This is a genomic window from Brevundimonas sp. (assembly GCF_965278935.1).
GTDB lineage: Bacteria > Pseudomonadota > Alphaproteobacteria > Caulobacterales > Caulobacteraceae > Brevundimonas.
This window is the reverse complement of sequence record NZ_OZ257124.1, coordinates 1,772,503-1,797,016: the sequence shown is the minus strand read 5'-3', so window position 1 is coordinate 1,797,016 and position 24,514 is coordinate 1,772,503. Positions and strand designations below refer to the sequence as shown.

The 24,514-nt window shown below is 65.9% G+C and carries 35 protein-coding genes and 2 tRNA genes; 4 read left to right on the top strand and 33 right to left on the bottom strand.

The window, feature by feature from the left end; all coding sequences use genetic code 11:
• Nucleotides 1–11: 11 nt before the first annotated feature.
• The 25 genes from secY to ACQY68_RS08770 form a co-directional block, all read right to left on the bottom strand.
• Entirely contained in the window at nucleotides 12–1,391 is a 1,380-nt protein-coding gene (gene secY, locus ACQY68_RS08890) for a preprotein translocase subunit SecY (protein ID WP_428149011.1), read from the bottom strand.
• A gap of 117 nt (nucleotides 1,392–1,508) precedes the next feature.
• Nucleotides 1,509–2,102 carry a 50S ribosomal protein L15 gene (gene rplO / locus ACQY68_RS08885; protein ID WP_428149010.1) on the bottom strand — a complete coding sequence of 198 codons (594 nt, stop codon included), beginning with the start codon at nucleotides 2,100–2,102 and terminating at the stop codon, nucleotides 1,509–1,511.
• 197 nt (nucleotides 2,103–2,299) lie between these two features.
• Nucleotides 2,300–2,488 carry a 50S ribosomal protein L30 gene (rpmD, locus tag ACQY68_RS08880; RefSeq protein WP_428149009.1) on the bottom strand — a complete coding sequence of 63 codons (189 nt, stop codon included), beginning with the start codon at nucleotides 2,486–2,488 and terminating at the stop codon, nucleotides 2,300–2,302.
• 2 nt (nucleotides 2,489–2,490) lie between these two features.
• Nucleotides 2,491–3,108, bottom strand: a complete 618-nt coding sequence (rpsE, locus tag ACQY68_RS08875; protein WP_428149008.1) for a 30S ribosomal protein S5 — start codon at nucleotides 3,106–3,108, stop codon at nucleotides 2,491–2,493.
• Between the two features lie 11 nt (nucleotides 3,109–3,119).
• A complete protein-coding gene (gene rplR, locus ACQY68_RS08870) occupies nucleotides 3,120–3,482 on the bottom strand; it encodes a 50S ribosomal protein L18 (protein WP_428149007.1) in 363 nt (120 codons plus the stop codon).
• Nucleotides 3,483–3,485: 3 nt separating this feature from the next.
• Complete coding sequence (gene rplF, locus ACQY68_RS08865; protein ID WP_428149006.1) at nucleotides 3,486–4,019, bottom strand: 50S ribosomal protein L6; 534 nt, start codon at nucleotides 4,017–4,019, stop codon at nucleotides 3,486–3,488.
• Between the two features lies 1 nt (nucleotide 4,020).
• Complete coding sequence (gene rpsH, locus ACQY68_RS08860; RefSeq protein ID WP_271085879.1) at nucleotides 4,021–4,419, bottom strand: 30S ribosomal protein S8; 399 nt, start codon at nucleotides 4,417–4,419, stop codon at nucleotides 4,021–4,023.
• 14 nt (nucleotides 4,420–4,433) lie between these two features.
• On the bottom strand, nucleotides 4,434–4,739 hold the full coding sequence (gene rpsN, locus ACQY68_RS08855; RefSeq protein WP_271085878.1) for a 30S ribosomal protein S14: 306 nt from the start codon (nucleotides 4,737–4,739) through the stop codon (nucleotides 4,434–4,436).
• A gap of 19 nt (nucleotides 4,740–4,758) precedes the next feature.
• Nucleotides 4,759–5,319: a 50S ribosomal protein L5 gene (gene rplE / locus ACQY68_RS08850; protein WP_298158565.1), complete on the bottom strand. Its 561-nt coding sequence runs from the start codon at nucleotides 5,317–5,319 to the stop codon at nucleotides 4,759–4,761.
• Nucleotides 5,319–5,627 (bottom strand): 50S ribosomal protein L24, encoded by a 309-nt coding sequence (gene rplX, locus ACQY68_RS08845; RefSeq protein ID WP_298158563.1) that lies wholly within the window; start codon nucleotides 5,625–5,627, stop codon nucleotides 5,319–5,321. Before rplX ends, rplE begins: the two co-directional genes overlap by 1 nt.
• 2 nt (nucleotides 5,628–5,629) lie before the next feature.
• On the bottom strand, nucleotides 5,630–5,998 hold the full coding sequence (gene rplN / locus ACQY68_RS08840; RefSeq protein ID WP_077354965.1) for a 50S ribosomal protein L14: 369 nt from the start codon (nucleotides 5,996–5,998) through the stop codon (nucleotides 5,630–5,632).
• A gap of 18 nt (nucleotides 5,999–6,016) precedes the next feature.
• Nucleotides 6,017–6,268, bottom strand: a complete 252-nt coding sequence (gene rpsQ / locus ACQY68_RS08835; RefSeq protein WP_428149005.1) for a 30S ribosomal protein S17 — start codon at nucleotides 6,266–6,268, stop codon at nucleotides 6,017–6,019.
• Nucleotides 6,269–6,278: 10 nt separating this feature from the next.
• Nucleotides 6,279–6,476 (bottom strand): 50S ribosomal protein L29, encoded by a 198-nt coding sequence (rpmC, locus tag ACQY68_RS08830; protein WP_271085875.1) that lies wholly within the window; start codon nucleotides 6,474–6,476, stop codon nucleotides 6,279–6,281.
• A complete protein-coding gene (gene rplP, locus ACQY68_RS08825; RefSeq protein ID WP_298158555.1) occupies nucleotides 6,476–6,916 on the bottom strand; it encodes a 50S ribosomal protein L16 in 441 nt (146 codons plus the stop codon). Before rplP ends, rpmC begins: the two co-directional genes overlap by 1 nt.
• Nucleotides 6,917–6,921: 5 nt before the next feature.
• The gene (gene rpsC, locus ACQY68_RS08820) at nucleotides 6,922–7,671 is read right to left on the bottom strand and encodes a 30S ribosomal protein S3 (protein ID WP_428149004.1); all 750 of its coding nucleotides are present in this window, start codon (nucleotides 7,669–7,671) and stop codon (nucleotides 6,922–6,924) included.
• A 1-nt stretch (nucleotide 7,672) separates the two neighbouring features.
• Nucleotides 7,673–8,053 carry a 50S ribosomal protein L22 gene (gene rplV, locus ACQY68_RS08815; protein WP_298158552.1) on the bottom strand — a complete coding sequence of 127 codons (381 nt, stop codon included), beginning with the start codon at nucleotides 8,051–8,053 and terminating at the stop codon, nucleotides 7,673–7,675.
• Between the two features lies 1 nt (nucleotide 8,054).
• The gene (rpsS, locus tag ACQY68_RS08810; RefSeq protein WP_013268924.1) at nucleotides 8,055–8,333 is read right to left on the bottom strand and encodes a 30S ribosomal protein S19; all 279 of its coding nucleotides are present in this window, start codon (nucleotides 8,331–8,333) and stop codon (nucleotides 8,055–8,057) included.
• A gap of 2 nt (nucleotides 8,334–8,335) precedes the next feature.
• The gene (gene rplB, locus ACQY68_RS08805) at nucleotides 8,336–9,169 is read right to left on the bottom strand and encodes a 50S ribosomal protein L2 (RefSeq protein ID WP_428149003.1); all 834 of its coding nucleotides are present in this window, start codon (nucleotides 9,167–9,169) and stop codon (nucleotides 8,336–8,338) included.
• Between the two features lie 4 nt (nucleotides 9,170–9,173).
• Nucleotides 9,174–9,476: a 50S ribosomal protein L23 gene (locus ACQY68_RS08800; protein WP_298158548.1), complete on the bottom strand. Its 303-nt coding sequence runs from the start codon at nucleotides 9,474–9,476 to the stop codon at nucleotides 9,174–9,176.
• A complete protein-coding gene (rplD, locus tag ACQY68_RS08795; RefSeq protein WP_428149002.1) occupies nucleotides 9,476–10,144 on the bottom strand; it encodes a 50S ribosomal protein L4 in 669 nt (222 codons plus the stop codon). The genes ACQY68_RS08800 and rplD overlap by 1 nt, the downstream gene beginning before the upstream one ends.
• Complete coding sequence (gene rplC / locus ACQY68_RS08790) at nucleotides 10,141–10,893, bottom strand: 50S ribosomal protein L3 (protein ID WP_428149001.1); 753 nt, start codon at nucleotides 10,891–10,893, stop codon at nucleotides 10,141–10,143. The genes rplD and rplC overlap by 4 nt, the downstream gene beginning before the upstream one ends.
• Before the next feature lie 22 nt (nucleotides 10,894–10,915).
• The gene (gene rpsJ, locus ACQY68_RS08785) at nucleotides 10,916–11,221 is read right to left on the bottom strand and encodes a 30S ribosomal protein S10 (RefSeq protein ID WP_003164367.1); all 306 of its coding nucleotides are present in this window, start codon (nucleotides 11,219–11,221) and stop codon (nucleotides 10,916–10,918) included.
• A 366-nt stretch (nucleotides 11,222–11,587) separates the two neighbouring features.
• Nucleotides 11,588–12,469, bottom strand: coding sequence for a GIN domain-containing protein (locus tag ACQY68_RS08780; protein ID WP_428149000.1), 882 nt, complete (start codon nucleotides 12,467–12,469; stop codon nucleotides 11,588–11,590).
• 160 nt (nucleotides 12,470–12,629) lie between these two features.
• Nucleotides 12,630–13,562: a cupin-like domain-containing protein gene (locus tag ACQY68_RS08775; RefSeq protein WP_428148999.1), complete on the bottom strand. Its 933-nt coding sequence runs from the start codon at nucleotides 13,560–13,562 to the stop codon at nucleotides 12,630–12,632.
• 11 nt (nucleotides 13,563–13,573) lie between these two features.
• Nucleotides 13,574–14,716 carry a GNAT family N-acetyltransferase gene (locus ACQY68_RS08770; RefSeq protein ID WP_428148998.1) on the bottom strand — a complete coding sequence of 381 codons (1,143 nt, stop codon included), beginning with the start codon at nucleotides 14,714–14,716 and terminating at the stop codon, nucleotides 13,574–13,576.
• Nucleotides 14,717–14,868: 152 nt separating this feature from the next.
• Between ACQY68_RS08770 and ACQY68_RS08765 the strand changes: the two genes are divergently transcribed.
• Nucleotides 14,869–15,033: a hypothetical protein gene (locus ACQY68_RS08765; protein ID WP_428148997.1), complete on the top strand. Its 165-nt coding sequence runs from the start codon at nucleotides 14,869–14,871 to the stop codon at nucleotides 15,031–15,033.
• 3 nt (nucleotides 15,034–15,036) lie between these two features.
• Here the strand turns inward: ACQY68_RS08765 and ACQY68_RS08760 are convergent, their stop codons facing one another.
• The 4 genes from ACQY68_RS08760 to ACQY68_RS08745 form a co-directional block, all read right to left on the bottom strand.
• Nucleotides 15,037–15,819, bottom strand: coding sequence for a hypothetical protein (locus ACQY68_RS08760; protein ID WP_428148996.1), 783 nt, complete (start codon nucleotides 15,817–15,819; stop codon nucleotides 15,037–15,039).
• Nucleotides 15,820–16,177: 358 nt separating this feature from the next.
• Nucleotides 16,178–17,368, bottom strand: coding sequence for an elongation factor Tu (gene tuf / locus ACQY68_RS08755; protein ID WP_428148995.1), 1,191 nt, complete (start codon nucleotides 17,366–17,368; stop codon nucleotides 16,178–16,180).
• A gap of 52 nt (nucleotides 17,369–17,420) precedes the next feature.
• Nucleotides 17,421–17,494, bottom strand: a tRNA-Gly gene (locus tag ACQY68_RS08750).
• Nucleotides 17,495–17,582: 88 nt separating this feature from the next.
• A tRNA-Tyr gene (locus tag ACQY68_RS08745) sits at nucleotides 17,583–17,666 on the bottom strand.
• Between the two features lie 148 nt (nucleotides 17,667–17,814).
• Here ACQY68_RS08745 and rlmB point away from each other — a divergent pair.
• The 3 genes from rlmB to ACQY68_RS08730 all read left to right on the top strand — a co-directional run bounded on the left by rlmB (nucleotide 17,815) and on the right by ACQY68_RS08730 (nucleotide 20,136).
• A complete protein-coding gene (rlmB, locus tag ACQY68_RS08740; RefSeq protein WP_428148994.1) occupies nucleotides 17,815–18,729 on the top strand; it encodes a 23S rRNA (guanosine(2251)-2'-O)-methyltransferase RlmB in 915 nt (304 codons plus the stop codon).
• Between the two features lie 28 nt (nucleotides 18,730–18,757).
• On the top strand, nucleotides 18,758–19,573 hold the full coding sequence (locus ACQY68_RS08735) for a TerC family protein (RefSeq protein ID WP_428148993.1): 816 nt from the start codon (nucleotides 18,758–18,760) through the stop codon (nucleotides 19,571–19,573).
• A 68-nt stretch (nucleotides 19,574–19,641) separates the two neighbouring features.
• Complete coding sequence (locus ACQY68_RS08730; protein WP_428148992.1) at nucleotides 19,642–20,136, top strand: hypothetical protein; 495 nt, start codon at nucleotides 19,642–19,644, stop codon at nucleotides 20,134–20,136.
• On the opposite strand, the gene ACQY68_RS08725 is transcribed toward ACQY68_RS08730, so the two are convergent.
• The 4 genes from ACQY68_RS08725 to ACQY68_RS08710 all read right to left on the bottom strand — a co-directional run bounded on the left by ACQY68_RS08725 (nucleotide 20,137) and on the right by ACQY68_RS08710 (nucleotide 24,496).
• Nucleotides 20,137–20,850 carry a 2OG-Fe(II) oxygenase gene (locus tag ACQY68_RS08725; RefSeq protein WP_428148991.1) on the bottom strand — a complete coding sequence of 238 codons (714 nt, stop codon included), beginning with the start codon at nucleotides 20,848–20,850 and terminating at the stop codon, nucleotides 20,137–20,139.
• Nucleotides 20,847–22,550, bottom strand: coding sequence for a methionine--tRNA ligase (gene metG, locus ACQY68_RS08720; RefSeq protein WP_428148990.1), 1,704 nt, complete (start codon nucleotides 22,548–22,550; stop codon nucleotides 20,847–20,849). Before metG ends, ACQY68_RS08725 begins: the two co-directional genes overlap by 4 nt.
• Nucleotides 22,551–22,646: 96 nt before the next feature.
• Nucleotides 22,647–23,987, bottom strand: a complete 1,341-nt coding sequence (locus tag ACQY68_RS08715; protein ID WP_428148988.1) for an MATE family efflux transporter — start codon at nucleotides 23,985–23,987, stop codon at nucleotides 22,647–22,649.
• 110 nt (nucleotides 23,988–24,097) lie between these two features.
• A complete protein-coding gene (locus tag ACQY68_RS08710; RefSeq protein ID WP_309627659.1) occupies nucleotides 24,098–24,496 on the bottom strand; it encodes a DUF1489 domain-containing protein in 399 nt (132 codons plus the stop codon).
• Nucleotides 24,497–24,514: the final 18 nt, after the last annotated feature.

Genomic DNA, 24,514 nt, shown 5'->3' with positions numbered 1-24,514 from the left:
GACTTCTTCTTCTAGCGGCGGACGGGCGCGGGCGCGCCGCGACCGCCACGACCACGCAGGCGGGCCTTCTTGATCAGGCCTTCGTACTGGTGAGCCAGCAGTTGGGACTGGATCTGCGCCACGGTGTCCATGGTCACCGACACGACGATCAGGATCGAGGTGCCGCCGAAGTACAGGCTGTTGCCCATCTGGGCGACCATCAGCTCCGGCAGGAGGCAGACGGCGGTGATATAGGCGGCGCCGATGACGGTCAGGCGGGTCAGGACGTAGTCCAGATATTCCGCCGTGCGCTTGCCCGGACGAATGCCCGGCAGGAAGCCGCCGTACTTCCTCAGATTCTCGGCCGTGTCTTCAGGGTTGAAGGTGATCGAGGTGTAGAAGAAGCAGAAGAAGATGATCAGGCCGGCGTACAGGGCCATGAACAGCGGCTGGCCGTGGCTCAGCTGAGCGGTCACGAGCGGAAGCCAGCTCATCCATTCCGGCAGGTCCGCCGTCGCCGTCATCTGCGCGACCGTGGTCGGCAGAAGCAGCAGCGACGAGGCGAAGATCGGCGGGATGACACCGGCGGTGTTCACCTTCAGCGGCAGGAACGAACGCTCTCCCCCGGCCATACGGTTGCCTTCCTGGCGCTTCGGATACTGGATCAGAAGGCGGCGCTGTGCGCGCTCCATGAAGACGATGAAGACGATCGTGGCCACGGCCAGAACGACCAGGAACAGCAGGGCGAAGGCCGAGATCTGACCCTGCTGGGCCAGGCCCAGCATGCGGGCGACCGTGCCCGGCAGGACCGCGACGATACCGGCGAAGATGATCAGCGAGATGCCGTTGCCGACGCCGCGCGCCGTCACCTGCTCACCCAGCCACATCAGGAACATGGTGCCGCCCGTCAGGGAGACGACCGTGGTGGCGATGAAGAAGATGCCGGGCTCGTCGATCAGGCCGGGCTGGGCGTTGAGGCCCGCCGCGATGCCGAAGGACTGCGCCAGAGCCAGGAACACCGTCAGGTAACGGGTGTACTGGTTCAGCTGCTTACGGCCGCTTTCGCCGCCTTCCTTCTTCAGCTTTTCCCACGGCGGATACACGCTGCCCATCAGCTGGACGATGATCGAGGCCGAGATGTAGGGCGTCACGTTCAGCGCGAAGACGGCCATCCGTTCCACGGCGCCGCCCGAGAACATGTTGAACATGTCCAGGACGCCGCGCTGTCCGTCCGGATCCTGGAAGAACTGCAGGAAGGCGGCGGAGTTGATGCCCGGGATCGGCACATAGGTGCCGATGCGGTAGACGAGAAGCGCGCCAAGCGTGAACAGCAAACGCTTGTGAAGCTCGGTCGCTTTCGCGAACGAGCCCATGTTCATATTGGCGGCGAGTTGTTCGGCGGCCGAAGCCATATGTCGTTACCCCGACTTGTCAGTACGCGGCGTCCGATCCGCTTCCGAATCCGACGCCTTCGTCCAGATAGGCGAAGGGCGGCCCCTTAGCGAGACCGCCCCCCACGCTTTATTGGATTAAGCCTTGGCGGCCGTGCGGGTCGTGCGAGCCGAGATCTTGTTGGCGTCGCCACGAGGAGCCTTGGGAGCCGGAACCTTGCCCTTGGCCAGGTTGCGCTTCTCGACGCGGGCCGCAGCCTTGGCTTCAGCAGCGATACGCTCCTGAACGACCGAGCCGCCGGCGGCTTCGATCGCCTTCACGGCGCCGGCCGAGGCCGACCAGACGACCAGCGTCAGGGCGGACTTGATCTCGCCGGTGCCCAGGATGCGGACGCCGTCCTTGACGCGACGGATCACGCCGGCGGCGACCAGGGCGTCGCCCTTGATCTCACCCTTGGCGTCCAGCTTGCCGGCGTCGATGGCGTCTTGCAGACGCCACAGGTTCACTTCGGCCAGCTTCAGCGCGTTCGGATTGTTGAAGCCGCGCTTTGGCATACGCATGTACAGCGGCATCTGGCCGCCTTCGAAGCCGCCGATGGCGACGCCCGAACGCGACTTCTGGCCCTTGACGCCGCGACCGGCGGTCTTGCCCTTGCCCGAACCCGGGCCACGGCCGACGCGCATACGCTTCTTGTGGGCGCCTTCGTTGTCGCGAATTTCGTTCAGTTTCATGTGCCTGATCCTTTCGGGTGCTAGCGCCCGCTGGAGACAGCGGACTCGGCTGTTGGTCTCAAGTGGGAACGGCGAAACGAGCCGAACCCGGAACTTCAAGGTCGCGCGCTATAGCGGCTCCCCGGAAAGCAGTAAAGGCGACTCTCGCGAGCCGCCCTCACCGATCGCCCCGCCTCCCCCGAAGGGAAGGAAAAGGCTTACTTCTCGACGATCTCGGTCAGGTGGGCGACCTTGGCGATCATCCCGCGAACCGAGGGGGTGTCTTCCAGCGTGGACTCGCGGCCCATGCGGTTCAGACCCAGGCCCACCAAGGTGGCGCGCTGGTCGTTCTTGCGGCGGATCGGCGAACCGGTCTGCTTGACGGTGACGGTTTTCTTCTCGGCCATGCTCAGGACTCCACGGCTTCGGCTTCGACCGGCGCCGAGGCGCCGTCGTTGCGGCGGCCCATCAGGTCGGAGACCTTCTTGCCGCGCTTCGAAGCGACCTGGCGCGGCGAGGACTGGACTTTCAGAGCCTCGAACGTCGCACGGATCATGTTGTAGGGGTTGGACGAGCCCGTGGACTTGGCCACGACGTCGTGGACGCCGAGGGTTTCCAGGACTGCACGCATCGGACCGCCGGCGATGACGCCGGTTCCCGGAGGGGCGGCGCGCATCATGATCTTGCCGGCGCCCCAACGGCCAGCGCCGTCGTGGTGCAGGGTGCGGTTCTCGCGCAGGGGAACGCGGATCATCGTCTTCTTGGCTTCTTCGGTCGCCTTGCGGATGGCTTCCGGCACTTCGCGCGCCTTGCCGTGACCGAAACCGACGCGACCCTTGCCGTCACCGACGACCATCAGGGCTGCGAAGGAGAAGCGACGGCCGCCTTTGACGGTGGCCGCAACGCGGTTGATGTGGACCAGCTTTTCGACGATGTCCGAATCCGGACCATCGGCGACGGGGCCGTTGCGGTTGTCGCGACGATTGCGGTCGTTGCCGCCGCCGCCACGTTGAGGTGCTTGCGCCATCTGTGCGGTCCTTAGAAGTTCAGGCCGGCTTCACGCGCGGCATCCGCCAGCGCCTTCACCCGTCCGTGATAGATGTAGCCGCCGCGGTCGAAGACCACATCGGTGACGCCCTTCTCGATGGCGCGCTGGGCGACCAGCTTGCCGATCGCGGCAGCGGCCTCGACGTTGGAGCCCTTGGAGGTGCCGGCCTTGTCGCCTTCCAGCGACGAAGCCGAAGCCACCGTGATCCCCTTGAGATCGTCGATGATCTGGGCCGAGATGTTCTTGTCCGAACGGTGCACGGACAGGCGCAGGCGACCATTGCCCATCGCCTTGAGGCGACGACGGTTGCGCTCGGTGCGGCGGACGGCTTTTTGCTTGAGAGTCGTTGCCATGACTTACTTCTTCTTGCCTTCCTTGCGGCGCACCTTCTCGCCGGCATAACGGACGCCCTTGCCCTTGTAGGGCTCCGGCGGACGCAGCTTGCGAATGTTGGCGGCCAGTTCGCCGACGACTTGCTTGTCCGGGCCCGAGATCTTGATCTCGGTCTGCTTCGGCACCGCGAAGGTCACGCCGGCCGGAGCCTTGACGTCCACTTCATGCGAGAAGCCGAGTTGCAGCGACAGGTCGTTGCCCTTCATGGCGGCGCGGTAACCGACGCCGACCAGCTCGAGCGTGCGCTCGAAGCCTTCGGTGACGCCGACGACCATGTTGTCGAGCAGCGTGCGCGACAGACCCCACATCGCGCGAGCGCGCTGGGTGTCGGCGCGGATCGCCAGGTTCAGTTCGCCGTTTTCCTGGGTGACTTCGACTTCCTCGGCGACCGACCACGAACGCTCGGCCTTGGGGCCTTTCACGGTCACGGTCTGGCCGTCGATGGTGACGGTCACGCCTTTCGGCAGAGTGATGGGACGTTTTCCGATACGGGACATCTTAGTAGACCCTGCAGAGGACTTCGCCGCCGACGTTGGCGTCGCGAGCGGCAGCGTCGGACATGACGCCCTTCGAAGTCGAAAGGATCGAGATGCCCAGGCCGTTCTTGACCGGCTTCAGGTCGGTGATCGCCGAATAGACGCGGCGGCCCGGCTTGGACACGCGAGCGATTTCAGCGATGACCGGCTGGCCGTCGAAGTACTTGAGCTCGATCTCGAACTGCGGGAACTCGCCGGGGTTCTGAACCAGCGAATAGCCGCGGATGTAGCCTTCGTCCTGCAGCACGTCGAGGACGCGCTGGCGCAGACGGGAGGCCGGGGTGAGCACTTTCGAACGCTTGCGCATGGCCGCGTTCTTCATGCGAGCGATCATGTCGCTCAGGGGATCGTTGATCATCATGTCTGTCGCTCCCCTTACCAGCTGGACTTCGTCAGGCCCGGGATCTGTCCCAGGTTGCCGAGTTCGCGCAGCGCGATCCGGCTCATCTTGAGCTTGCGATAGAAGGCCCGCGGACGGCCCGTCACTTCGCAGCGGTTGCGGATCCGGACGGCGGCCGAGTTACGCGGCAGCTCGGCCAGCTTCAGGCGGGCGTCGAAACGCTCTTCCAGAGGCAGGCTCTCGTCGTTGGCGGTCGCCTTGAGGGCGGCCCGCTTCGCGGCATACTTCGCAACCAGGGCCTTGACGGCTTCGTTGCGGTTTACGGCGCTTTTCTTTGCCATTTTGCTTTTCCCTTCCCGCTCAGTTCTTCACGAACGGGAACTTGAACTCGGTCAGAAGCGCGCGCGCCTCGTCGTCAGTCCTGGCCGTGGTGCAGACGATGATGTCCATGCCCCACATCTGGTCGATCTGGTCGTAGTTGATCTCCGGGAACACGATGTGTTCCTTGAGGCCCATGGCGTAGTTGCCGCGACCGTCGAACGACGTCGGCTTGAGGCCACGGAAGTCCTTCACGCGCGGCAGGGCGATCGTGATCAGACGGTCCAGGAACTCGTACATCTGGTCGCCGCGGAGGGTGACCTTGCCGCCGATGACCATGCCTTCGCGCAGCTTGAAGCCGGCGATGGAGTTGCGAGCCTTGGTGGCCACGGCCTTCTGACCGGCGATGGCGGTCAGATCCTTGAGAGCCGCGTTGGCCTTCTTGGAGTCGGCGACAGCTTCACCGATGCCCATGTTCAGGACGATCTTGTCCAGACGCGGCATCTGCATCGGGTTGGTGTAACCGAACTTCTCGGTCATCACGCCCTTGATGCGGTCGTTGAACTCGGTCTTGAGCCGGGGGGTGTATTTGGTATCGGCCATCAGATGACGTCTCCGGTCGTCTTGGCGAAGCGAACCTTCTTGTCGCCTTCCATGCGGAAGCCGACGCGGCTCGCCTTGCCGTTGGCGTCGGCGATCGCGACGTTCGACAGGTGAAGCGACGCTTCCTTGTTCTTGATGCCGCCCTGGGGGTCACCCTGGGTCGGACGCGTGTGGCGCTGGACCATGTTCACGCCCTGGACCAGGACGCGGTTTTCGGTCGGCAGCACCTTGGTGACTTCACCGGTGCGGCCCTTGTCCTTGCCGGCGAGGACGACGACGCGGTCGCCCTTTTTGATCTTGGCGGCCATGGTTACAGGACCTCCGGGGCCAGCGAGATGATCTTCATGTGGTTCTTGGCGCGCAGTTCGCGAGGAACCGGGCCAAAGATCCGCGTGCCGACCGGCTCGTTTTGCTTGTTGACGATGACGGCGGCCGACTTGTCGAAGCGGATGACCGAGCCGTCCTTGCGCTGGATGTCCTTGGCGGTGCGCACGACGATGGCGCGAACCACTTCACCCTTTTTGACGCGGCCACGAGGAATCGCTTCCTTGACCGAGGCGACGATAGTGTCGCCCACCGAGGCGTAGCGACGCTTAGCGCCGCCGAGCACCTTGATGCACATGACCCGGCGGGCGCCCGAATTATCGGCGACCTCCAGGTTAGTTTGCATCTGGATCATAGTGTCAGATCCCTCTGATTACGACGCCGAGGCCGGGGTGTCCTTCGAGAGGACCTCCCAACGCTTCAGCTTGGACTTCGGGGCGCACTCGACGATGCGGGCGATGTCGCCCTCTTTGAAAGCGTTCGCTTCGTCGTGGGCGTGGTACTTCTTGGACAGGCGCACGATCTTTTTCATGACCGGGTGCAGCAGCGTGCGTTGGACGACGACGACGACGGTCTTGTCGCCCTTGTCGGACACGACCACGCCTTCGAGAATTCGCTTGGGCATAGTGGTTTCCTTACGAGGCCGACCGCTTCTCACGCAGAAGCGTCGAGATGCGGGCGATGTCTTTGCGAACTTCACCAACGCGGTGAGTCTTTTCCATCTGGCCGGTGGCGGCCTGGAAGCGCAGGTTGAATTGCTCTTTCTTCAGCGAGAGCAGCTGGTCGCCCAGCTGGTCCGGCGTCTGCGAGCGCAGATCGGCGATCTTGGTCATCAGGCGACGTGCTCCACGTGCGCGATACCGGCGTCCAGGCGGGTGACCACCTTGGTGCGGACCGGCAGCTTGGCGGCGCCAAGACGCAGCGCCTCGCGGGCGATGTCGTCGGCGACGCCGTCGATTTCAAAGAGGATCCGGCCCGGGTGGCAACGCGCCGCCCAGTGATCCACGGCGCCCTTGCCCTTGCCCATGCGGACTTCGGCAGGCTTGCCCGAGACGGGAACGTCCGGGAAAACGCGGATCCAGACACGGCCCTGACGCTTCATCTGGCGGGTGATCGCGCGGCGGGCCGCCTCGATCTGACGCGCGGTAATGCGTTCCGGCTCGAGCGTCTTCAGGCCATACGAACCGAAGTTCAGCGAGAAGCCACCCTTGGCGGCGCCGTGGATACGGCCCTTGAAGGCCTTCCGGTACTTGGTTTTCTTAGGCTGCAGCATGTTCCTTAGCCCTCACGGCCACGGCGGGGACCACGGTCACCGCGCGGGCCACCACGTTCGCGACCTTCGTTGGACGACGGACCGGCAGCTTCCAGAGCCCAGCGCTTGTCTTGGGCCATCGGGTCGTGCTCGAGCACTTCGCCTTTGAACACCCAGACTTTGACGCCGATGATGCCGTAGGTCGTCTTGGCTTGAATGAAGCCGTAGTCGATGTCGGCGCGCAGGGTGTGAAGCGGCACGCGACCTTCACGATACCATTCCATCCGCGCGATTTCCGCGCCGCCGAGGCGACCCGACACGTTGATGCGAACGCCCTTGGCGCCAAGGCGCATGGCCGACTGCATCGAACGCTTCATGGCGCGACGGAAGGCGATCCGGCGTTCCAGCTGCTGCGCGATGTTCTCGGCGATCAGCTGGGCGTCGGTTTCGGGCTTGCGGACCTCGACGATGTTCAGGTGAACTTCGCCTTCGGTGCGGGCCGAGATGTCCTTGCGGAGCTTCTCGATGTCAGCGCCCTTCTTGCCGATCACGACACCCGGACGGGCGGCGTAGATCGTCACGCGGCACTTCTTGTGCGGACGCTCGATGATGATGCGCGAGACGCCGGCGGCGTTCAGGCGCTCCTTGAGCCACGTGCGCAGCGCCAGGTCCTGGTGCAGCAGACGGGCGTAGGTCGGGCCGTCGGCGAACCAGCGGCTGTCCCAGGTACGGTTCACGCCGAGGCGGAAACCGATCGGATTGATTTTCTGACCCATATCAGGCGGCCTCGCCGGCTTCACGGACCACGATGGTGATCTCGCTGAACGGTTTCAGGATACGCGACGAGCGACCACGAGCGCGGCTCGCGAAACGCTTCATCACCAGGTTCTTGCCCACGAAAGCCTCGGCGACGACCAGGTTGTCGATGTCGAGGTTGTGGTTGTTTTCGGCGTTCGACACGGCCGAATACAGAACCTTGCGGACGTCGTCCGAGATGCGCTTGCGGCTGAACTCGAGTTCGTTCAGCGCCTTCTGCACCGGCAGACCACGGATCGAGGCGGCGACCAGGTTCAGCTTCTGGGGGCTGATCCGGACGTTCACCAGCTTGGCGCGGGCTTCGGTCAGACCGACGCGACGGGGATTGTTGGTCTTTGGCATCTTACTTCCGCTTCGCTTTCTTGTCCGCGGCGTGGCCGGGGAACGAACGGGTGGGCGAGAACTCGCCCAGCTTCATGCCGACCATGTCCTCGTTCACGTGCACGGGAACGTGCTTGTGACCGTTGTGGACGCCAAAAGTGAGGCCCACGAACTGGGGCAGGATGGTGGAGCGGCGCGACCAGGTCTTGATCACGTCCTTGCGGCCTGACGTCGAAACGGCGTCGGCCTTCTTGAGCAGATACCCGTCGACGAACGGGCCTTTCCAGGAGGAACGAGCCATCTTTAGCGAGCCTTCTTAACGTGGCGGGTACGGATGATGAACTTGTCCGTCGCCTTGTTCTTGCGGGTGCGGGTGCCCTTGGTGTCCTTGCCCCACGGCGTAACCGGGGTGCGACCACCAGAGGTCCGGCCTTCACCACCACCATGCGGGTGGTCGATCGGGTTCATGGCGACGCCGCGAACGTGCGGACGGAAGCCCATGTGACGAACGCGACCGGCCTTGCCGAGGTTCTGGTTCATGTGGTCGGCGTTCGAAACGGCGCCCACCGTGGCCATGCAGCCGTCCAGAACCATGCGCAGTTCGCCGGAGCCGAGGCGGATCTGGGCATAACCCTGATCGCGACCCACGAGCTGGGCATAGGCGCCGGCCGAACGGGCCAGTTGAGCGCCCTTGCCCGGCTTCATTTCCACGCAGTGGATGATGGTGCCGACGGGGATCGCCCGCAGCGGCATGGCGTTGCCCGGCTTAACGTCCGTCTTCTCGCCGGCCACGATCGTGTCGCCCGCCTTCAGGCGTTGCGGCGCGATGATGTAGGCCTTTTCGCCGTCCTCATAGGTGATGAGGGCGATGAAGGCGGTGCGGTTGGGGTCATACTCCAGCCGCTCGACGGTCGCCGTCTGGAACTTGCGACGCTTGAAGTCGATCTTGCGATACAGGCGCTTGGCGCCGCCGCCGCGGAAGCGAACGGCGATGCGACCGCCCTGACCACGTCCGCCCGACTTGGTCAGGCCTTCGGTCAGCGACTTTTCCGGACGGCCCTTGAAGAGCTCCGAGCGGTCGATCAGCACCAGGGCGCGACGGCCCGGCGAAGTCGGATTGTATGTTTTCAAGGCCATCTGATTAGAGCCCCGTGGTGACGTCGATCGACTGGCCGTCGGCCAGCGTCACGATCGCTTTTTTGATGTCGACCCGACGGCCCATGATGCCGCGGAAGCGCTTGGTCTTGCCCTTTTGAACCAGGGTGTTGACCTTCAGGACGTTGACCTTGAACAGGCTTTCGACCGCAGCGGCGATCTCGTCCTTGGTCGAGGTTCCGGCAACGCGGAACACGACCTTGTTTTGCTCCGACAGGATCGTCGCCTTCTCGGTGATGATCGGCGACAGGATGGTGTCGTAGTGTTTGGCGGTGGGTTGGGCAGCCATTACGCGGCGTCCTTCTCGGCTTGCTCGCGACGCGACGGCTTGAAGTCGGCGTAGCGGGCTTCGATGGCTTCGACGGCGGCCTTCGAGAGCACCAGCTTGTCGGCGCGCAGGATGTCATAGACGTTCAGGCCGGCGTTCGGCAGCACGTGGATCTGCGGGATGTTCCGCGAGGCCAGCGCGAAGTTCGCGTCGACTTCCGGACCGGCGATGATCAGCGTGCGGGTCCAGCCCAGCTTGCCGAAGGTCTCGCGCAGAGCGGAGGTCTTGGCGTCCTTGACAGTCAGGGCGTCGACGACGACCAGGTCGCCGGACTTCGCCTTGGAGGACAGGGCGTGACGCAGGGCCAGGGCGCGAACCTTCTTGGGAAGGTCAAAACCGTGATCGCGAACGATCGGGCCGAAGGCGCGCGAACCGCCGACGAACTGGGGCGCACGACGCGACCCGTGACGAGCGCCGCCGGTGCCCTTCTGCTTGTACATCTTCTTGCCCGTACGAGAGTTCTCGTTGCGGGTTTGAACCTTGTGGGTGCCGGCGCGGCGCTTGGCCAGCTGCCAGTTGACGTAGCGGGCCAGAAGGTCGCCGCGAATGTCGGTGATGCCGAAAACGGCGTCCGACAGTTCAACGTCGCCCAAGGCCTTGCCGTCGAGGTTGATGCTCGAAAGTTTCATGCTTCACCGCCTTCGACGGTTTCGACCGCTGCCGGCTCTTCAGCAGGCGTTTCGGCCGGAGCGGCTGCAGCGCCGCCCTTGGTCTTGAACGAGCCGGGGAACGGCAGATCGGCGTGCGTCTTCTTGTGCGCGTCGCGGACCTTGACCCACGAGCCCTCGTGGCCGGGGACAGCGCCCTTGACCAGGATCAGGCCGCGCTCGGCGTCGACACGGACGATGGTCAGGTTCTGGGTGGTGATCGTCTCGTTACCGAGCTGACCGGCCATCTTCTTGCCCTTGAACGTCTTGCCCGGGTCCTGACGCTGACCGGTGGAGCCCAGCGAACGGTGCGACAGCGACACGCCGTGCGTGGCGCGCAGACCGCCGAAGTTCCAGCGCTTCATACCGCCCTGGAAGCCCTTGCCGATCGTCTCGCCCTGGATGTCGACCTTCTGACCGACGACGAAGTGGTCGGCCGTCAGGGTCGCTCCGACGTCGATCATGGCGTCGTCCGACACGCGGAACTCCATGACGACGTGCTTGGGCTCGACTTCCGCCGTGGCGAAGGTCGTGCGTTGAGCCTTGTTGGTGTTTTTTGCCTTCTTGGCCCCGGCGCCCAGCTGCAGGGCGACGTAGCCGTCCCGCTCCTGAGTGCGTTGGCCGACGACCTGACAGTCGTCGAGCTGAAGCACAGTGACCGGAACGTGCGCGCCGTCTTCGGCGAACACGCGGGTCATGCCCAGCTTCTTGGCGATCACGCCCGTGCGCATATCGGATCCCGCCTTTGTTTCTTTAAATCTTGATCTCGACGTCCACGCCGGCGGACAGGTCGAGCTTCATGAGCGCGTCCACGGTCTGCGGGGTGGGGTCGACGATGTCGAGGACACGCTTGTGCGTGCGGATTTCAAACTGCTCGCGCGACTTCTTGTCGACGTGCGGCGAGCGGTTCACGGTGAACTTTTCGATCAGGGTCGGCAGCGGGATCGGACCACGAACTGTGGCGCCCGTGCGCTTGGCCGTATTCACGATTTCGCGCGTCGAAAAGTCGAGGACGCGGTGATCGAAGGCCTTGAGCCTGATGCGGATGCTTTGATCCATATCGGTCGTATTTCCCAAGCAGGCGAACCTGCGTCCTGTGAACCATTTCAAAGACCGGAGCCCAAGGGTCGAGACCCTTCAGGTACGCACTTCGCAAAAACGATTGGCCCACGCAGTCCCCCGCGAAGGCCATGAAGTCCCAAGAAGCTGCAAAGAACAGGTACTTAGGTCGTTCCTGCGAACTGCGTCTGCGGTTTCCCGCACAGCCAGTCCAACAAGAGTTGGCGCTTATGCCGATTGATTCCGTTTTCGTCAAGCGCGCGAAGCCTTGTCGACCAAGCTTTCTGGCCCCTGAACAGGTAGAGACGGCCCAGGGGTTCCACCGCCCCGGGCCGTCTCCTTTTCAGCAGACCGAGTTCAGGAGACTCAGTTGCCGATCCGCACCCGCCCGCTGCCCATGACGGACTGGGAGACCGAGCCCTGGACGGCCGCGACACGCACGTCACCAGAGCCCATGACGCTGGCTTCGACGCTGGCGGCGCGGCCGGCGATTTCGACGTCGCCGGAGCCCACGATGTTGGCTTCGACCGTCCCGACGTCGCCGCTGCGCACCCGAACGTTTCCGGAGCCGGCGATACTGGCCTCAACCGAGCCATGCACGGTGGCGGCGCTCACGTCGCCGGACCCCGCGATGTTGGCCTCAAGACTATTGGTCGGGCCGACGAGGATGTCGCCCGAACCGGCGAGGCTTGCGGAAACCGATTCCGAGCTGCCGGCGCGGATCGAACCCGATCCGACGAGGGAGACTTCCAGCGGTCCTGCGACGTTGGCCACGGTCCAGTCTCCGCAGCCGGCATTGCCCAGTTCCACGGAAGTCGCGCCCCGCCCGACAAAGCCGAAGACTGCAGCGTCGCCTTCTATATTGACGTCGACGCGGGGCGGGGTGCGGATCACGATCAAGGGCGCGGCTGAAAGCTCGACCCGACCGTGGCCGCGTAGTTCGACGGACGCGCCCTCCCCCGGCTGGCGGGCGTTATCCGCGCCACCATGGCAGTTGCGAATCGGGTTGCGACCCAGGCCGCCGTCGATGCGGATTTCGTTACCGACGCGGGTCACGGACGGGCGAGGCAGATCGGCCGAGCCGTCTTCGATCTCCACCGCCACGTCGGTGCGGTTTTCGACGATGACAACCATACGGGCAGCAGCGCGACGGACGCTCACTTCCGCCCCGTCCCTGGCCGAGGCGGGGGCTGCGGCGCCGAGGGCGGCCAGCAGGGCGACGGATGCGGCGGTGACGAAGGCTTTCATGACGTGGGTTCCTCTCCTGAAGTTGAGACGAACCTGACCGCAGGATGAACGGAAGTCAGTTTAACTCGACGTCATGACCTCGAATTCACCTGCGGGACCTGCGAACGCCCCTCTGTCAGGCCACAGCGGCCTTTGCGTGAATTCCCCGTAAGGCTTCGTCTCAGGTCTGCAGCGCCCCTGCCCCGTCGGCCGCGCCCACTTCAGGGGTGAAATCGCGTTCGAAATGTTCGATCCGGCTCTTGAGTCCGCCCACGCGACGCAGCGCGAGGGAGGCGGCCCAGCGGGCGGCGAGTTCGGGCGTCGACATGCCGTCGGTGAAGCGCGGGCGCCCTCCCCGGCTGCGGATCACGGCGTTGGTGTAGATGGCGCCGTTCCGGAACCGCGTGGGCCAGGTCTGGAAATCCATCGACAGGGAGACGCAGAACCTGTCGAGGTTCTCGACCCGGTGCGGGGCATAGAGCGGCCAGGTCAGGGCCTCGCCCGGCTCGAGGTCCATGACCTGTGCGTCCGCCTCGAAGGCGCGGGTGTAGGGCAGTTCCTCGGTCGTCTGGCGGGCCACGACCTGCTCCATCGCCTTCTCGGGCAGATGGGTCTCGTCACCCGGGTATATAAAGAGGCGCTTGCGACCGCGCAGGTGGAACAGGATCACCCCGGCGGCGTCGAAATGGTAGGGCACCTTGGCCACCGGCGACGAGATGATCAGTTGGCCGGCGTTGGTCACGGCGCGCATGCCGGGATAGGTGGCCTGGATCTTCCGGAACTCGCCCATGGCGGCGGTCCACAGATCGGGACAGCCCGCCTCCGCCTGACGCAGGTTGACCCACAGCCGTCCCGCCTGGATCGCCGCCAGCAACTGGTCCCCGGACAGGCCGCCGCGTGCGCCGGTCCTCAGGGAGACCTGACCGTCGTCGTCGTAGTCGTACAGGTTGATGTCGAAGAGGTCGGCCGGATAGCGGTGCAGGATCTCCGCCAGGGCCTCGTCGGTCGCGAAGCCCTGGTCGACGAGGGCGTGCGGGTGCTTCTTCGCCTGATCGATCGGACCGGGATAGCGGGTGCGGCGGCCAAGGTCTGCAGGTGTGGCTGTCTGGGTCATGCTCATCTCGATCAGGCGGCGTGACGAGCGCCGCTCACCTTCTTCATGGCCGCACCGGCGGCGGCGACCGCGCCCATCAGGCGGTTGGCGGGCGTGATTTCACAGGCCTCGATGGCGGCCCATCGGCGACGGACGCTGGTGCGAAGCCGCTCGCCCTTGCCGCCCGCCGTGTTCAGCAGGCCGACGGCTGCGTCCGACAGCATCGCGCCGACACCCGGCTTGAGGATCACGGCCTCTCGGACCGTCTGGGTCGCGTTGCAGAAATACTTCTTGTAGCCCTCGCCGCCGAAACCGAAGTCGAAGACGCGGAAGCCGGCCGCACAGCCCAGCCGCATCGTATCCATGGTCAGCAGGATGCCGGGCGAGCAGCGCGCGAGTTCGGGCTGATAGGCAGGGAACCAGAAATGGTAGCGGTCGCCGGCGTGCAGCGAATATTCGATCGCCGTCAGCTTGTCCCCGGCCCACAGCACGGCCATCGAGGCGCCGAAATCCTCGTGGTCCGAGGCCATCAGGGCGTGGAGCAGGTCGCGGGTCCAGCCGCAGGCGAAGATGTCGTGGCGACCCGTCCGCGCATACTGGTCGCGCTTCAGCCCGATCAGTTGATCCAGCAGGGCGGGATCCCTCAGGCCGCGTTCGACCCGGATCGGACCGAGTTCGGTTTCCAGGCTGCGGCGGGCCCGCTCCTTGTCCTTGAAGTATTTGCCCCAGGTCTGGCGGCGCTCGGCGTACCAGGCGTCGAACCCCTCCTCGGGCGTGACGGTCATCAGGGTCTCGCGCAGCTCGCCTGCGCCCGACGGGCCGACCCAGGCCGAGACGTTCAGACGCGGCGCGTCGAGCAGGGCCGCGACGGTCGACAGCGAAGGCGCCTCGCCCGGCATGGCGATGACGCCATGATAGTCGTTCATCGGCGCGCCGAGCGGCTGGATCGCCGAGCCACGCCGCTGGTGGGGGAAGTAGCCGATGGTGCGGCCACCCTGGGTGAAGATCGCCACGGCTGCGTCCGGGCTGATCCGGGCGGCGATTTCGGTGAACTCCCAGCGGAAGTAGGGACTGGCCAGATCGGGGTTGGCGTCGACCATGGCGCGCCACAACACCCGGTCCGCAACCGTCAACTGGTCCGCCTTGACGACCTCGATCTGTAGCGTTCCGGGCATGCAGGTCTCCGACCCACGCCTTCGAGCAAGGCGCGTTCCTGTCGCAGGTCTAGCCGACGGGCCGTTTCGGGACGGTGTAATGGCGTGGTGAACGAAAGGTTGGGGAGCCTGCGGCGTGGCTGGAGCGTTGGGGTGGCAACAGGAGCCTGACCATGACCGACCCCGCCCGTCCGCCGCGCCAGACCGAGAACGAGAACCAGCGCCCCGCCGGCGACGGCCAGCCGCCGCGCCCTGCGACCGAGCCCGTTGGTTCGAAGGGATCGAGCAACTCGGGTGAGACGGCGACCGACCCGGCGACGGGCAAGCCGAACGGATAGGCCTTACGGCGGTCCGGTTTCCTCCCTGTTCGCCTCCTGGCGAATGGGGAGGTGGCGCGGCGCAGCTTCGCGCCGTGACGGAGGGGGCGACAGAATATCTGACGTAAGGGCTGGCGGCCTCACGTCCGGCGAGACCGTGTCGCCCCCTCCGTCCGCTCGCGAATGGCTCGCGGCGACCTCCCCATCCTTCGGACGGGGAGGAGAAGGCTTCGTCGTCCGCACCAGTTCGCCGTCCCGGGTGATCCGGAAGCCGGCGACCGGCCCCTGCTCCTCCAGACTCTCCGCGAATTCAGAGTCCAGATAGTCCACAGAGTCCATTTCGGCCGCCTCGGCCGCGATATCCCAGGCGCGCTGGCGGATGTGGTATTTACGGACCTCTTCCTCCTCGGCCCAGCGGCGCAACTCGGCTTCGCGGACCGAGATGATCTCGGCGACCTTGTGCCAGCGCATGAACTCGGCGGAGTCTCCGCGCAGGACGGCGCGCGTCATCCGCCCCTCCGCGACGCCCGAAAGTTCACCCCATTCGATCAGATCGAGGTTGCCGCCGATCCGCTCTTCGAGAAGACGGCCCTCGTCCTGCGGATCGAGCGACTGCGGCGGAATCCAGGGCTGGTCCGAGCGTCGCCAACCCTCGCGAGCGGCCCGGCTGCGCAGGGCTGACAGGCTCACCCCGTGCCGCCGGGAACAGTCCGGCCCCGACATCCCCGCCAGATAGTCCGCCTTCACCGTGTGCCAGATGTCCAGCGGCGCCGTCTGTCGGCCGCTGCTCGTCGTGTTCTGATCCATGTCCGCGCCTCCGCAAAAGGGATTGGACAGTGTGAGGGGGTTTCAGGGGGATGGTGGGTATAAAGGCCTTAATCAGAGCCGGGCCTTGTTTGGATTGGAGAAATTGGGGGATGTGTTGATGGGTATCGTGTGATTTCCTTCTCCCCTTGCGGGAGAAGGTGGCAGCCGAAGGCTGACGGATGAGGGGTATGCTTCACCGGATGGGGCCTAACAGGTGAAGGCTCTGTCTGCTGACGCCTGCCCCTCATCCGCCCCTGCGGGGCACCTTCTCCCGCAAGGGGAGAAGGGCAAAGAAAAGGCCCCCCGGTTCGCACCGGAGGGCCTCTTCAACTCAGTGGTCGGTTGGACCAGTCTTTTCTTACTCGACGATCTTGGCGACGACGCCGGCGCCGACGGTGCGGCCGCCTTCACGGATGGCGAAGCGGAGCTTCTCTTCCATGGCGATCGGCGTGATCAGCTCGACGTTCAGCTCGGCGTTGTCGCCGGGCATGATCATCTCGACGCCTTCCTTCAGGTGAACGATGCCGGTCACGTCCGTGGTGCGGAAGTAGAACTGCGGGCGGTAGTTCGTGAAGAACGGCGTGTGACGGCCGCCTTCTTCCTTGGTCAGGATGTAGGCTTCGGCGAGGAACTTGGTGTGCGGGGTGATCGAGCCCGGCTTGCAGAGAACCTGACCGCGCTCGACGTCTTCACGCTTGGTGCCGCGCAGCAGCACGCCGACGTTGTCGCCCGCCTGGCCCTGGTCCAGCAGCTTGCGGAACATTTCCACGCCCGTGCAGGTCGTCTTCTGGACCGGACGGATGCCGACGATCTCGACTTCCTCACCGACCTTGACGATGCCGCGCTCGACGCGACCCGTGACCACGGTGCCGCGGCCCGAGATCGAGAAAACGTCTTCGACCGGCATCAGGAAGGGCAGGTCGACCGGGCGTTCCGGCTGCGGGATGTAGGCGTCGACGGTTTCCATCAGAGCCAGCACTTGCTGTTCGCCGATTTCCGGGTTCACGCCGTCGGTCGCGGCCTTGGCCGAACCCATGGTGATCGGAATGTCGTCGCCCGGGAACTGGTAGGACGAAAGCAGCTCGCGCACTTCCATCTCGACGAGCTCCAGCAGCTCCTTGTCGTCGACCAGGTCGACCTTGTTCATGAACACGACCAGGGCGGGCACGCCGACCTGACGGGCCAGCAGGATGTGCTCGCGGGTCTGGGGCATCGGGCCGTCGGCGGCCGACACGACCAGGATCGCGCCGTCCATCTGGGCGGCGCCGGTGATCATGTTCTTCACATAGTCGGCGTGGCCGGGGCAGTCGACGTGGGCATAGTGACGGTTGGCCGTCTCATACTCGACGTGAGCCGTGTTGATCGTGATGCCGCGGGCCTTTTCTTCCGGCGCGGCGTCGATGTCGGCATAGGCCATGGCCTTGGCGCCGCCGGCCTTGGCCAGCGTCATCGTGATGGCGGCCGTCAGCGTCGTCTTGCCATGGTCGACGTGACCGATGGTGCCGATGTTGCAGTGCGGCTTGTTACGTTCGAACTTTTCCTTGGCCATGGCCAAACTCCTGATGGCCCGGGTTGAGGGGCGCTGGGTGCTATCAAAAACCTGGAGCGGGTAGACGGAATCGAACCGACATATTCAGCTTGGAAGGCTGCTGTATTACCATTATACTATACCCGCACGGAAACCACGGCAGTCCTTTGTTTTCACAAAGAAACTTCCGCAGCTGATCCTCATCGGAAACCGTCTCGTCCGGGTCGAAAACGCGTGGTGGGGGAAGCAGGACTCGAACCTGCGAAGCTTACGCAGGGGATTTACAGTCCCCCCCCTTTGCCGCTCGGGACATTCCCCCAACGCGCCTTATCGATCCGTCCGAAACCGTCCCTGACCGATCTTTCGACCGGCGTCGGAACAAAAGGCTTCAAGGTCGGGACACGCCTGAGATAGAGGGAGCGCCAGACCCGAAAGCCCTAGGGCTCCAAATCGGAGGGCGTCTTATAGTGTCGAGAAATCCAGAACGCAACGACCGGAAATCGGGCAAAAAAGGGCCCGGTAATTCGGGCGAGCGGAGCCGTAAGGGCGGGGCTTTCGACGCCCCCAAGGCCGGTCCCGACCGGGGCGGCTGGAACCCCAATCCGCCGACCAAGGGGTTCAGCACCGCCGCGCCGCGCGCCGGCCGGGGCAAGGTCGACGCCGACGGCTTCGTCTGGGGCCGCCATCCTGTGCTGGCGGCGCTGGAGAACCCGGCGCGCAAGGGCATGGGCCGCCTGCTGGCGACCGCCGATCGCGCCGCCGAACTGGAACGCGAGGGCATTCCCAACGGCCACAGGGTCGAGGTGATCGACGGGCCGGCGCTGGAGCGGATGCTGCCCGCCGGAGCCGTGCACCAGGGGCTGGCGTTCAAGGTCCAGCCGCTGGAAGGCGTGGCGCTGGAGGACTTCGCCGATCCGGCCGAGGGAATCATCGTCATGCTCGATCAGCTGACCGATCCCCAGAACGTCGGCGCCATCTTCCGGTCGGCGCTCGCGTTCGGGGCGAAGGGAATCATCGTGCAGGACCGGCACTCCCCGGTGCTGGCCGGCGCCCTGGCCAAGGCGGCGGCGGGGGCGACGGAACGCCTGCCCTGCGCGCGGGTGACGAACCTGTCGCGGGCGCTGGAGCGGCTGGCCGATCTGGGCTGGCGGGCCGTCGGACTGGACGGGTCGTCGGAGGAACTGCTGGAAACCGCGCTGGATCACCGGCCGACCGTTCTGGTCATGGGATCCGAGGGCGACGGTATCCGCCGGCTGGTCGCGGAACACTGCGACGTGCTGGCCAAGATCCCCATGCCGGGGGGATTCGAGAGCCTGAACGTCTCCAACGCCGCCGCCGTGGCCCTTTATGAAGCGTCCAGGAAGCAACGGTCGCTTGATTAACCCCAACCCCCTGCCCTAACAGCGCCTCATGGAATTCCTCAGCTCTCCCGAATTCGCCAGCCAGCTGTCCGCCCTGGGCAAGGTTCTGGCCATCGATCTGGTCCTGGCCGGCGACAACGCCGTGGCCGTGGGCCTGGCCGCGGCCGCCCTGCCGCAGGAGCTGCGTCGCAAGGCCATCCTGATCGGTCTGGCCGCCGCCGTCGTGCTGCGGATCGTCTTCGCCCTGGTAACGGTCCAGTTGCTGGCCATCATCGGCCTGCTGATCGCGGGCGGGGTGCTGCTGCTGTGGGTGTGCTGGAAGATGTGGCGCGAGCTGCAGGAGGCCGCGACCCACGATCAGGCCGAGGCCCAGGCGGAACTCGAGCTGGCCATCGCCATCGAGCACGGCAAGGGGCCCTCGCCCGAGGAAATGGGGCTGAAGCGCAAGACCTTCGGCGCGGCCCTGGTGCAGATCCTGATCGCCGACGTCACCATGTCGCTGGACAATGTGCTGGCCGTGGCCGGCGCGGCGCACGATCACCCGTGGATCATGGTCTTCGGTCTGGTGCTGTCGATCGGCCTGATGGGCGTCGCAGCGACCTATATCGCCAAGCTGCTGAGCAAGTACCGGTGGATCGGCTACGTCGGTCTGGTCATCGTCCTCTACGTGGCGGTGCACATGATCTGGGACGGCTATCGCTCGACCGTGGTCCGGGCCCTGGCGGTGGAATCGCACAACGCGTCGGCGCCGGCCTTCCTCGATATCTCGGCGGAAGAGGTCCGGAAGTCCTGCCGGCCCGAGGTGGGCGAGAAGCTGACGATCTGTCTGGCGCAGACGGCGATCGCCAAGCCTGACGGGGCCTGACGCGGCCGGGGGTGCGGCTTCCCCGACCACGACGCCGGCCCTAGGGTCGCGAGGCGACGATCAGCGGAATGGGTCCGGCCGTCGCCAGCCTCAAGGTGTGTGCGATGAGCCTCGTTCTGTTGTCCCTGCTTCTGGCCGGCCCGCTGGCCTCTGCCGCTGAGCCCGCGCCGCCCGCGGCGCCCGCGCCGATTGCTCAGGGCGCGATGCGCAACGTCCCTGTCGGCGATCCGCAGCGCGGCGTCCTGCTGGACACCATCCGGCCCGGCATCCAGGCACGCGTGGGCCAGCCGGTTCAGTTCATGGTCGACACGCTGAGGATCCAGGGCGACTGGGCCTTCTACGCCGGCAGCATCCAGCAGCCGAACGGACGCCCCATCGATTTCTCGCGCACCTCCTACGCCGAACAGCTGGAGGAAGGCATGTTCGACGGGCCTGGGACCTATGCCCTTCTGCAACGCACGGGCGGCCACTGGCGGTTGGTCGATTTCGTGGTCGGCCCTACAGACATGTACCACTACGGCTGGCCTGAGGAGTACGGCGTGCCGATGAGCCTGGTGGAGTAGTCAGACGCCGCGCAGCCAGCCGGTGATCGACACGCGGTCGGCGCCGGCGGACAGGGCGACCTGGGTCACCGAATGGGGCGCGGGGACCTTGAGCAGGTTCAGGGTGTTGAAGCGCGGGGTGAAGGCCTCGCCGACATTGCCCTCTGCGTCGTGGAAGGCCAGAAGGCCGCCCCAGTCGATCCGCCAGCCGGGCGTCAGGCCGAGGACCCAGGCATAGAGGCGATTCTTGCCGTCGGCGGTGTCATCGTGCTCGGTGAGGAAGTGACCCTTGCGGAAGCGGGTCAGCTGGGCGTCGGCCATGGCAATGCGGGGCTCTCCCGTCGCCTGTCGCATGAGGCCGAGGAAGGCCTCGCCGTTCAGGAAGGCGACGAGATCGGCCCAGACCGGCTCGGCGGTCCCGGCTTCGGCCATGTCGTAGATCGGGTGGTTGTCGAACAGATACTGGAAGTCGTCGGTCGCAGCGGCCTGAACCGCCTGCCCCAGCGCCTGACGCTGCTGCGGCTCGAGCGAGTGCAGCCAGGCGCCCGGCAGATCGACGTGGCCGGTCGAGCGGCGGGTGACGACGTTGAAGTCGGGGTGGGCCGCCTCGGCGCGGAGGTGGTCGGCGTAGACGTCGGTCAGCAGGTCGTGCAGTTGGGCGCGGCCGGTGGCGGCGAGGCGCGCACGCACCGCCGAAAGGGTCGCCGGCGAATGATCCGCCAGCGCGGGTCTCACTGGGCCCCTCCGAACCGCTCGCTCCACTCGGTGACCTGAACGTCCTCGATCTTCCTGAACAGGACCTCGGCGGCGGCGACGGTCTGGCCGCGCGGGAGCTGGTCCAGCAGGGCGGCGTCGATGGGGGGCCAGCTGAGATCGGTCTCGCCTACGGCGGCGGCGATCTTCTCCGCCGAGAACGGCATGACCGGCGCGGCGATGCGAGCGAACAGGGCGACGAGGTTCAGGCCGGTGCGGACGCCGACGGCGGCGCGATCGACATCGGTCTTGAAGGCGGTCCAGGGGGCGGCCTCCTGAAGGTATTCGTTGCCCAGCACCCAGACGGCGCGCAGGGCCTGGCAGGCCTTGCGGAACTCCATCGCCTCGAAGGCCTCGGTCGCCTCGGCGATGCCGGCGCGGATGTCGGCTTCGAGCTTCTGTTCCAGCGGGCCGGGTTCGCCGCCGTCGGGGACGACGCCGTCGAACTTCGACTCGGCGAACTTGACGATGCGGTTGACGAAATTGCCCAGCACGTCGGCCAGGTCCTTGTTCGTCGTCGACTGGAACTGCTCCCAGGTGAAGGCGGCGTCCGACCCTTCCGGCCCATAGGCGGTCAGATGCCAGCGCCAGTAGTCGGCGGGCAGGATTTCCAGCGCCTGATCCATGAAGACGCCGCGCTTCTGCGACGTCGAGAACTTGCCGCCGTACCAGTTCAGCCAGTTGAAGGCCTTGAGCGTGTCGACCGTCTTCCACGGCTCGCCGGAGCCAAGGATGGTCGCGGGGAAGCTGACGGTGTGGAAGGCGACGTTGTCCTTGCCCATGAACTGGACGTAGCGGACGTCGTCGGCGCCCTCGTCCGTGCGCCACCAGTCGCGCCAGGTCGTGCCGTTCGCCTGCGCCCATTCTTCGGTCGCGCCGATGTATTCGATGGGGGCGTCGAACCAGACGTAGAAGACCTTGCCCTCCATGCCGGGACGCGAGCCGCCGTCGGGACCGACCACGGGCACGCCCCACTTGAGGTCGCGGGTGATGCCCCGGTCGATCAGGCCTTCGTCGAGATGCTTGAGTGCGATGGAGCGGGCCAGGGTCTGCCAGTCGGTCTTCGAGGTGATCCAGTCGCGGATGCGGCCCTCGATCTTCGTCTGCAGCAGATAGAGGTGGCGGGTGTCGCGGACCTCGAGGTTGGTCGAGCCCGAGACCGACGAGTAGGGGGCGATCAGGTCGGTCGGATCGAGCAGGCGGCCGCAGTTGTCGCATTGATCCCCACGCGCGCCGACGTGGCCGCAGTGGGGGCAGGTTCCCTCGACGTAGCGGTCGGGCAGGAAGCGGGCGTCGTCGATCGAATAGATCATCCGGTCGACGCGTTCCTCAATCAGGCCGTTCTCCTCCAGCACCTTGGCGAAATGCTGGGTCAGGCGACGATTGGGCTCGCGCGAGGAGCGACCGAACCAGTCGTAGCTGAGGCCGAAGGCCTGACCGGCCGCCTTCTGGATCTCATGCTGTTCGTCGCAATAGGTCTGGACGTCCTGACCGGCGGCGGCTGCGGCCAGTTCAGCCGGAGTGCCGTGTTCGTCGGTGGCGCAGATGTAGAGGGTCTCGTGGCCCTGGGCGCGCTTGAAGCGGGCGAAGACGTCGGCCGGCAGCATGGAGCCCGCGAGATTCCCCAGATGCTTGATGCCGTTGATGTACGGCAGCGCCGAGGTGATCAGGATGCGGGACATGGATTCCGTGGCTGGTGGCTGGTGGCTGGTGGCTGGGTGGTTAGTGGCGAGTGATGGGGCTTACCGCAAGCCTCACCAGCCACCCGTCACGAACCACTAGCCACCGTGGCGGGCACGCCGCGCGATCCGGACGAACCGGCCGGTCAGCAGGGTCGAGGACGCCAGACTGGCGATGATGACGGCCCAGACGAGGCCGTCGACGCCGATCCGGTGGGCCAGGAACCAGCCCAGCGGCATCATGATCCCGCCATAGGCCGTGAAATGCATGATGGTCGGCCACCAGACATCGCCGGCCGCCCGGTTCGCCTGGGCCGCCACGACCTGGATGCCATCGGCCACGAAGAACAGCGTCGCCAGCACAACGGCGGGCGCGGCGATGGCCAGCAGCGCCGGATCGCGGTTGTAGGCGCCGACCAGCAGGTGGGCGCTGGGCCAGACCAGCAGGGCGACGATCAGGGTCAGGCCCGTGACAACACCGATCCCCACCAGCCCGGCGCGCAGGACGGCCGCGCTGTCGCCGGCTCCGTAGGCCCGGCCCACCAGCACCGCCGTGGCGGACGAGAGACCCATGGGCACCATGAAGACGACCGCCGAGATGTTGAGCACCACGGCCCAGGCGGCGGTCTCGTTCGCGCCGATCTGGCCGGCGATGAAGGTCATGGCGGCGAAGGCCGCGACCTCGATGAAATAGGAGGAGCCGCCGCCATAGCCGATCTTGCGCTGCTCGCGGGCGGCCTCCGGATTGGGCCGGGGCCTGGTGAACACGCCCAGAGCCCGCGCCTCCGGCAGGCGCAGGATGTAGATGACGAGGAATATCGCCAGGGCCGCGCGCGCCGCGAAGGTGGCCCAGCACGAGGCTGTCGCGCCGTGCAGGCCGATGCCCAGAATGTCCGGGACCAGCAGCAGGTTGAGCGCCAGATTGACCGCATTGGCGACCCACATGGCGACCATGCCGGGCTTGGGCTTTCCGAGCGCTTCGAGGAAGAACTGAGCCCCGACGGAGACCAGATAGGCGGGCATCGACAGGGCCAGGACAATCAGGGCCGGTCCCGCGCCCTCGGCCAAGCCGGTGTCGAGGTGCATCTGTCGCAACAGCCAGGGGCCGACGAAGATCAGGGCGATGCAGGCGGCGATGCCGAGTTGCAGCGCGTAGACGATGCCGCGCCGCAGGACCGCGCCAACCTCCAGCCGCCTCCCCTCGCCCAGCATCCGGGCGGTCATGACCTGGACGCCGAAGAGCAGGCCCACGGCCGTGACGACGATGATCGAATGGGGCGCCCAGGCGAGGGAGTGGAAGGCGAGTTCCCGCGAGGCGTAGTTGCCGACCACGATGGCGTCGGTCAGCCCCATGGTCATGATGCCGATGCGCGCCAGCACCACCGGCCAGGCCAGGGTCAGAAGTTCGCGGGTGGCGGAACGGGTGGAGGGGGAGAGCATGGTCGGAGGGACTTGGGATTAGGGACTAGGGATTAGGGTCAAGCGGGTCGATTGGGCCGGTGGCTATAGCCGCTTCAGCCACCTAGTCCCTAGTCCCTATTCCCTCGCCCCTACCACGCCCCCATCTCGCGCAGTTGTTTCGCCAGATCCTCCGGCATGTCGCCGGCGTCGAGGGACGACAGGTCCGGCGGCGCGTCCTTGGGCTCCAGATAGCGCCAGCCCTGGAAGGGGCGACGGGCCTGGGGCGCGGTGCGGATGACCTCGGGCGAGAGCTTGATCAGGCACATCGACGCCTTGCCCTCGCCCTTGGTCGAGACGTCGAGGATCGGCATGCGGCAGGTGACCGAGCCCTTCATCACCCAGAACAGGGAACCGCCGTCCTCGAGTTCGGCGGCGCGTTTCGGCGTCATCCGGGTGTTGACGGTCAGCCACTGGCCCTTGGCCGCGCGGCGTTCCAGTGTTTCCACGTGGGCGACGCCGACGCACAGCTTGATCATGTGGAGAGGCATGGGCGGGGCATACATCGC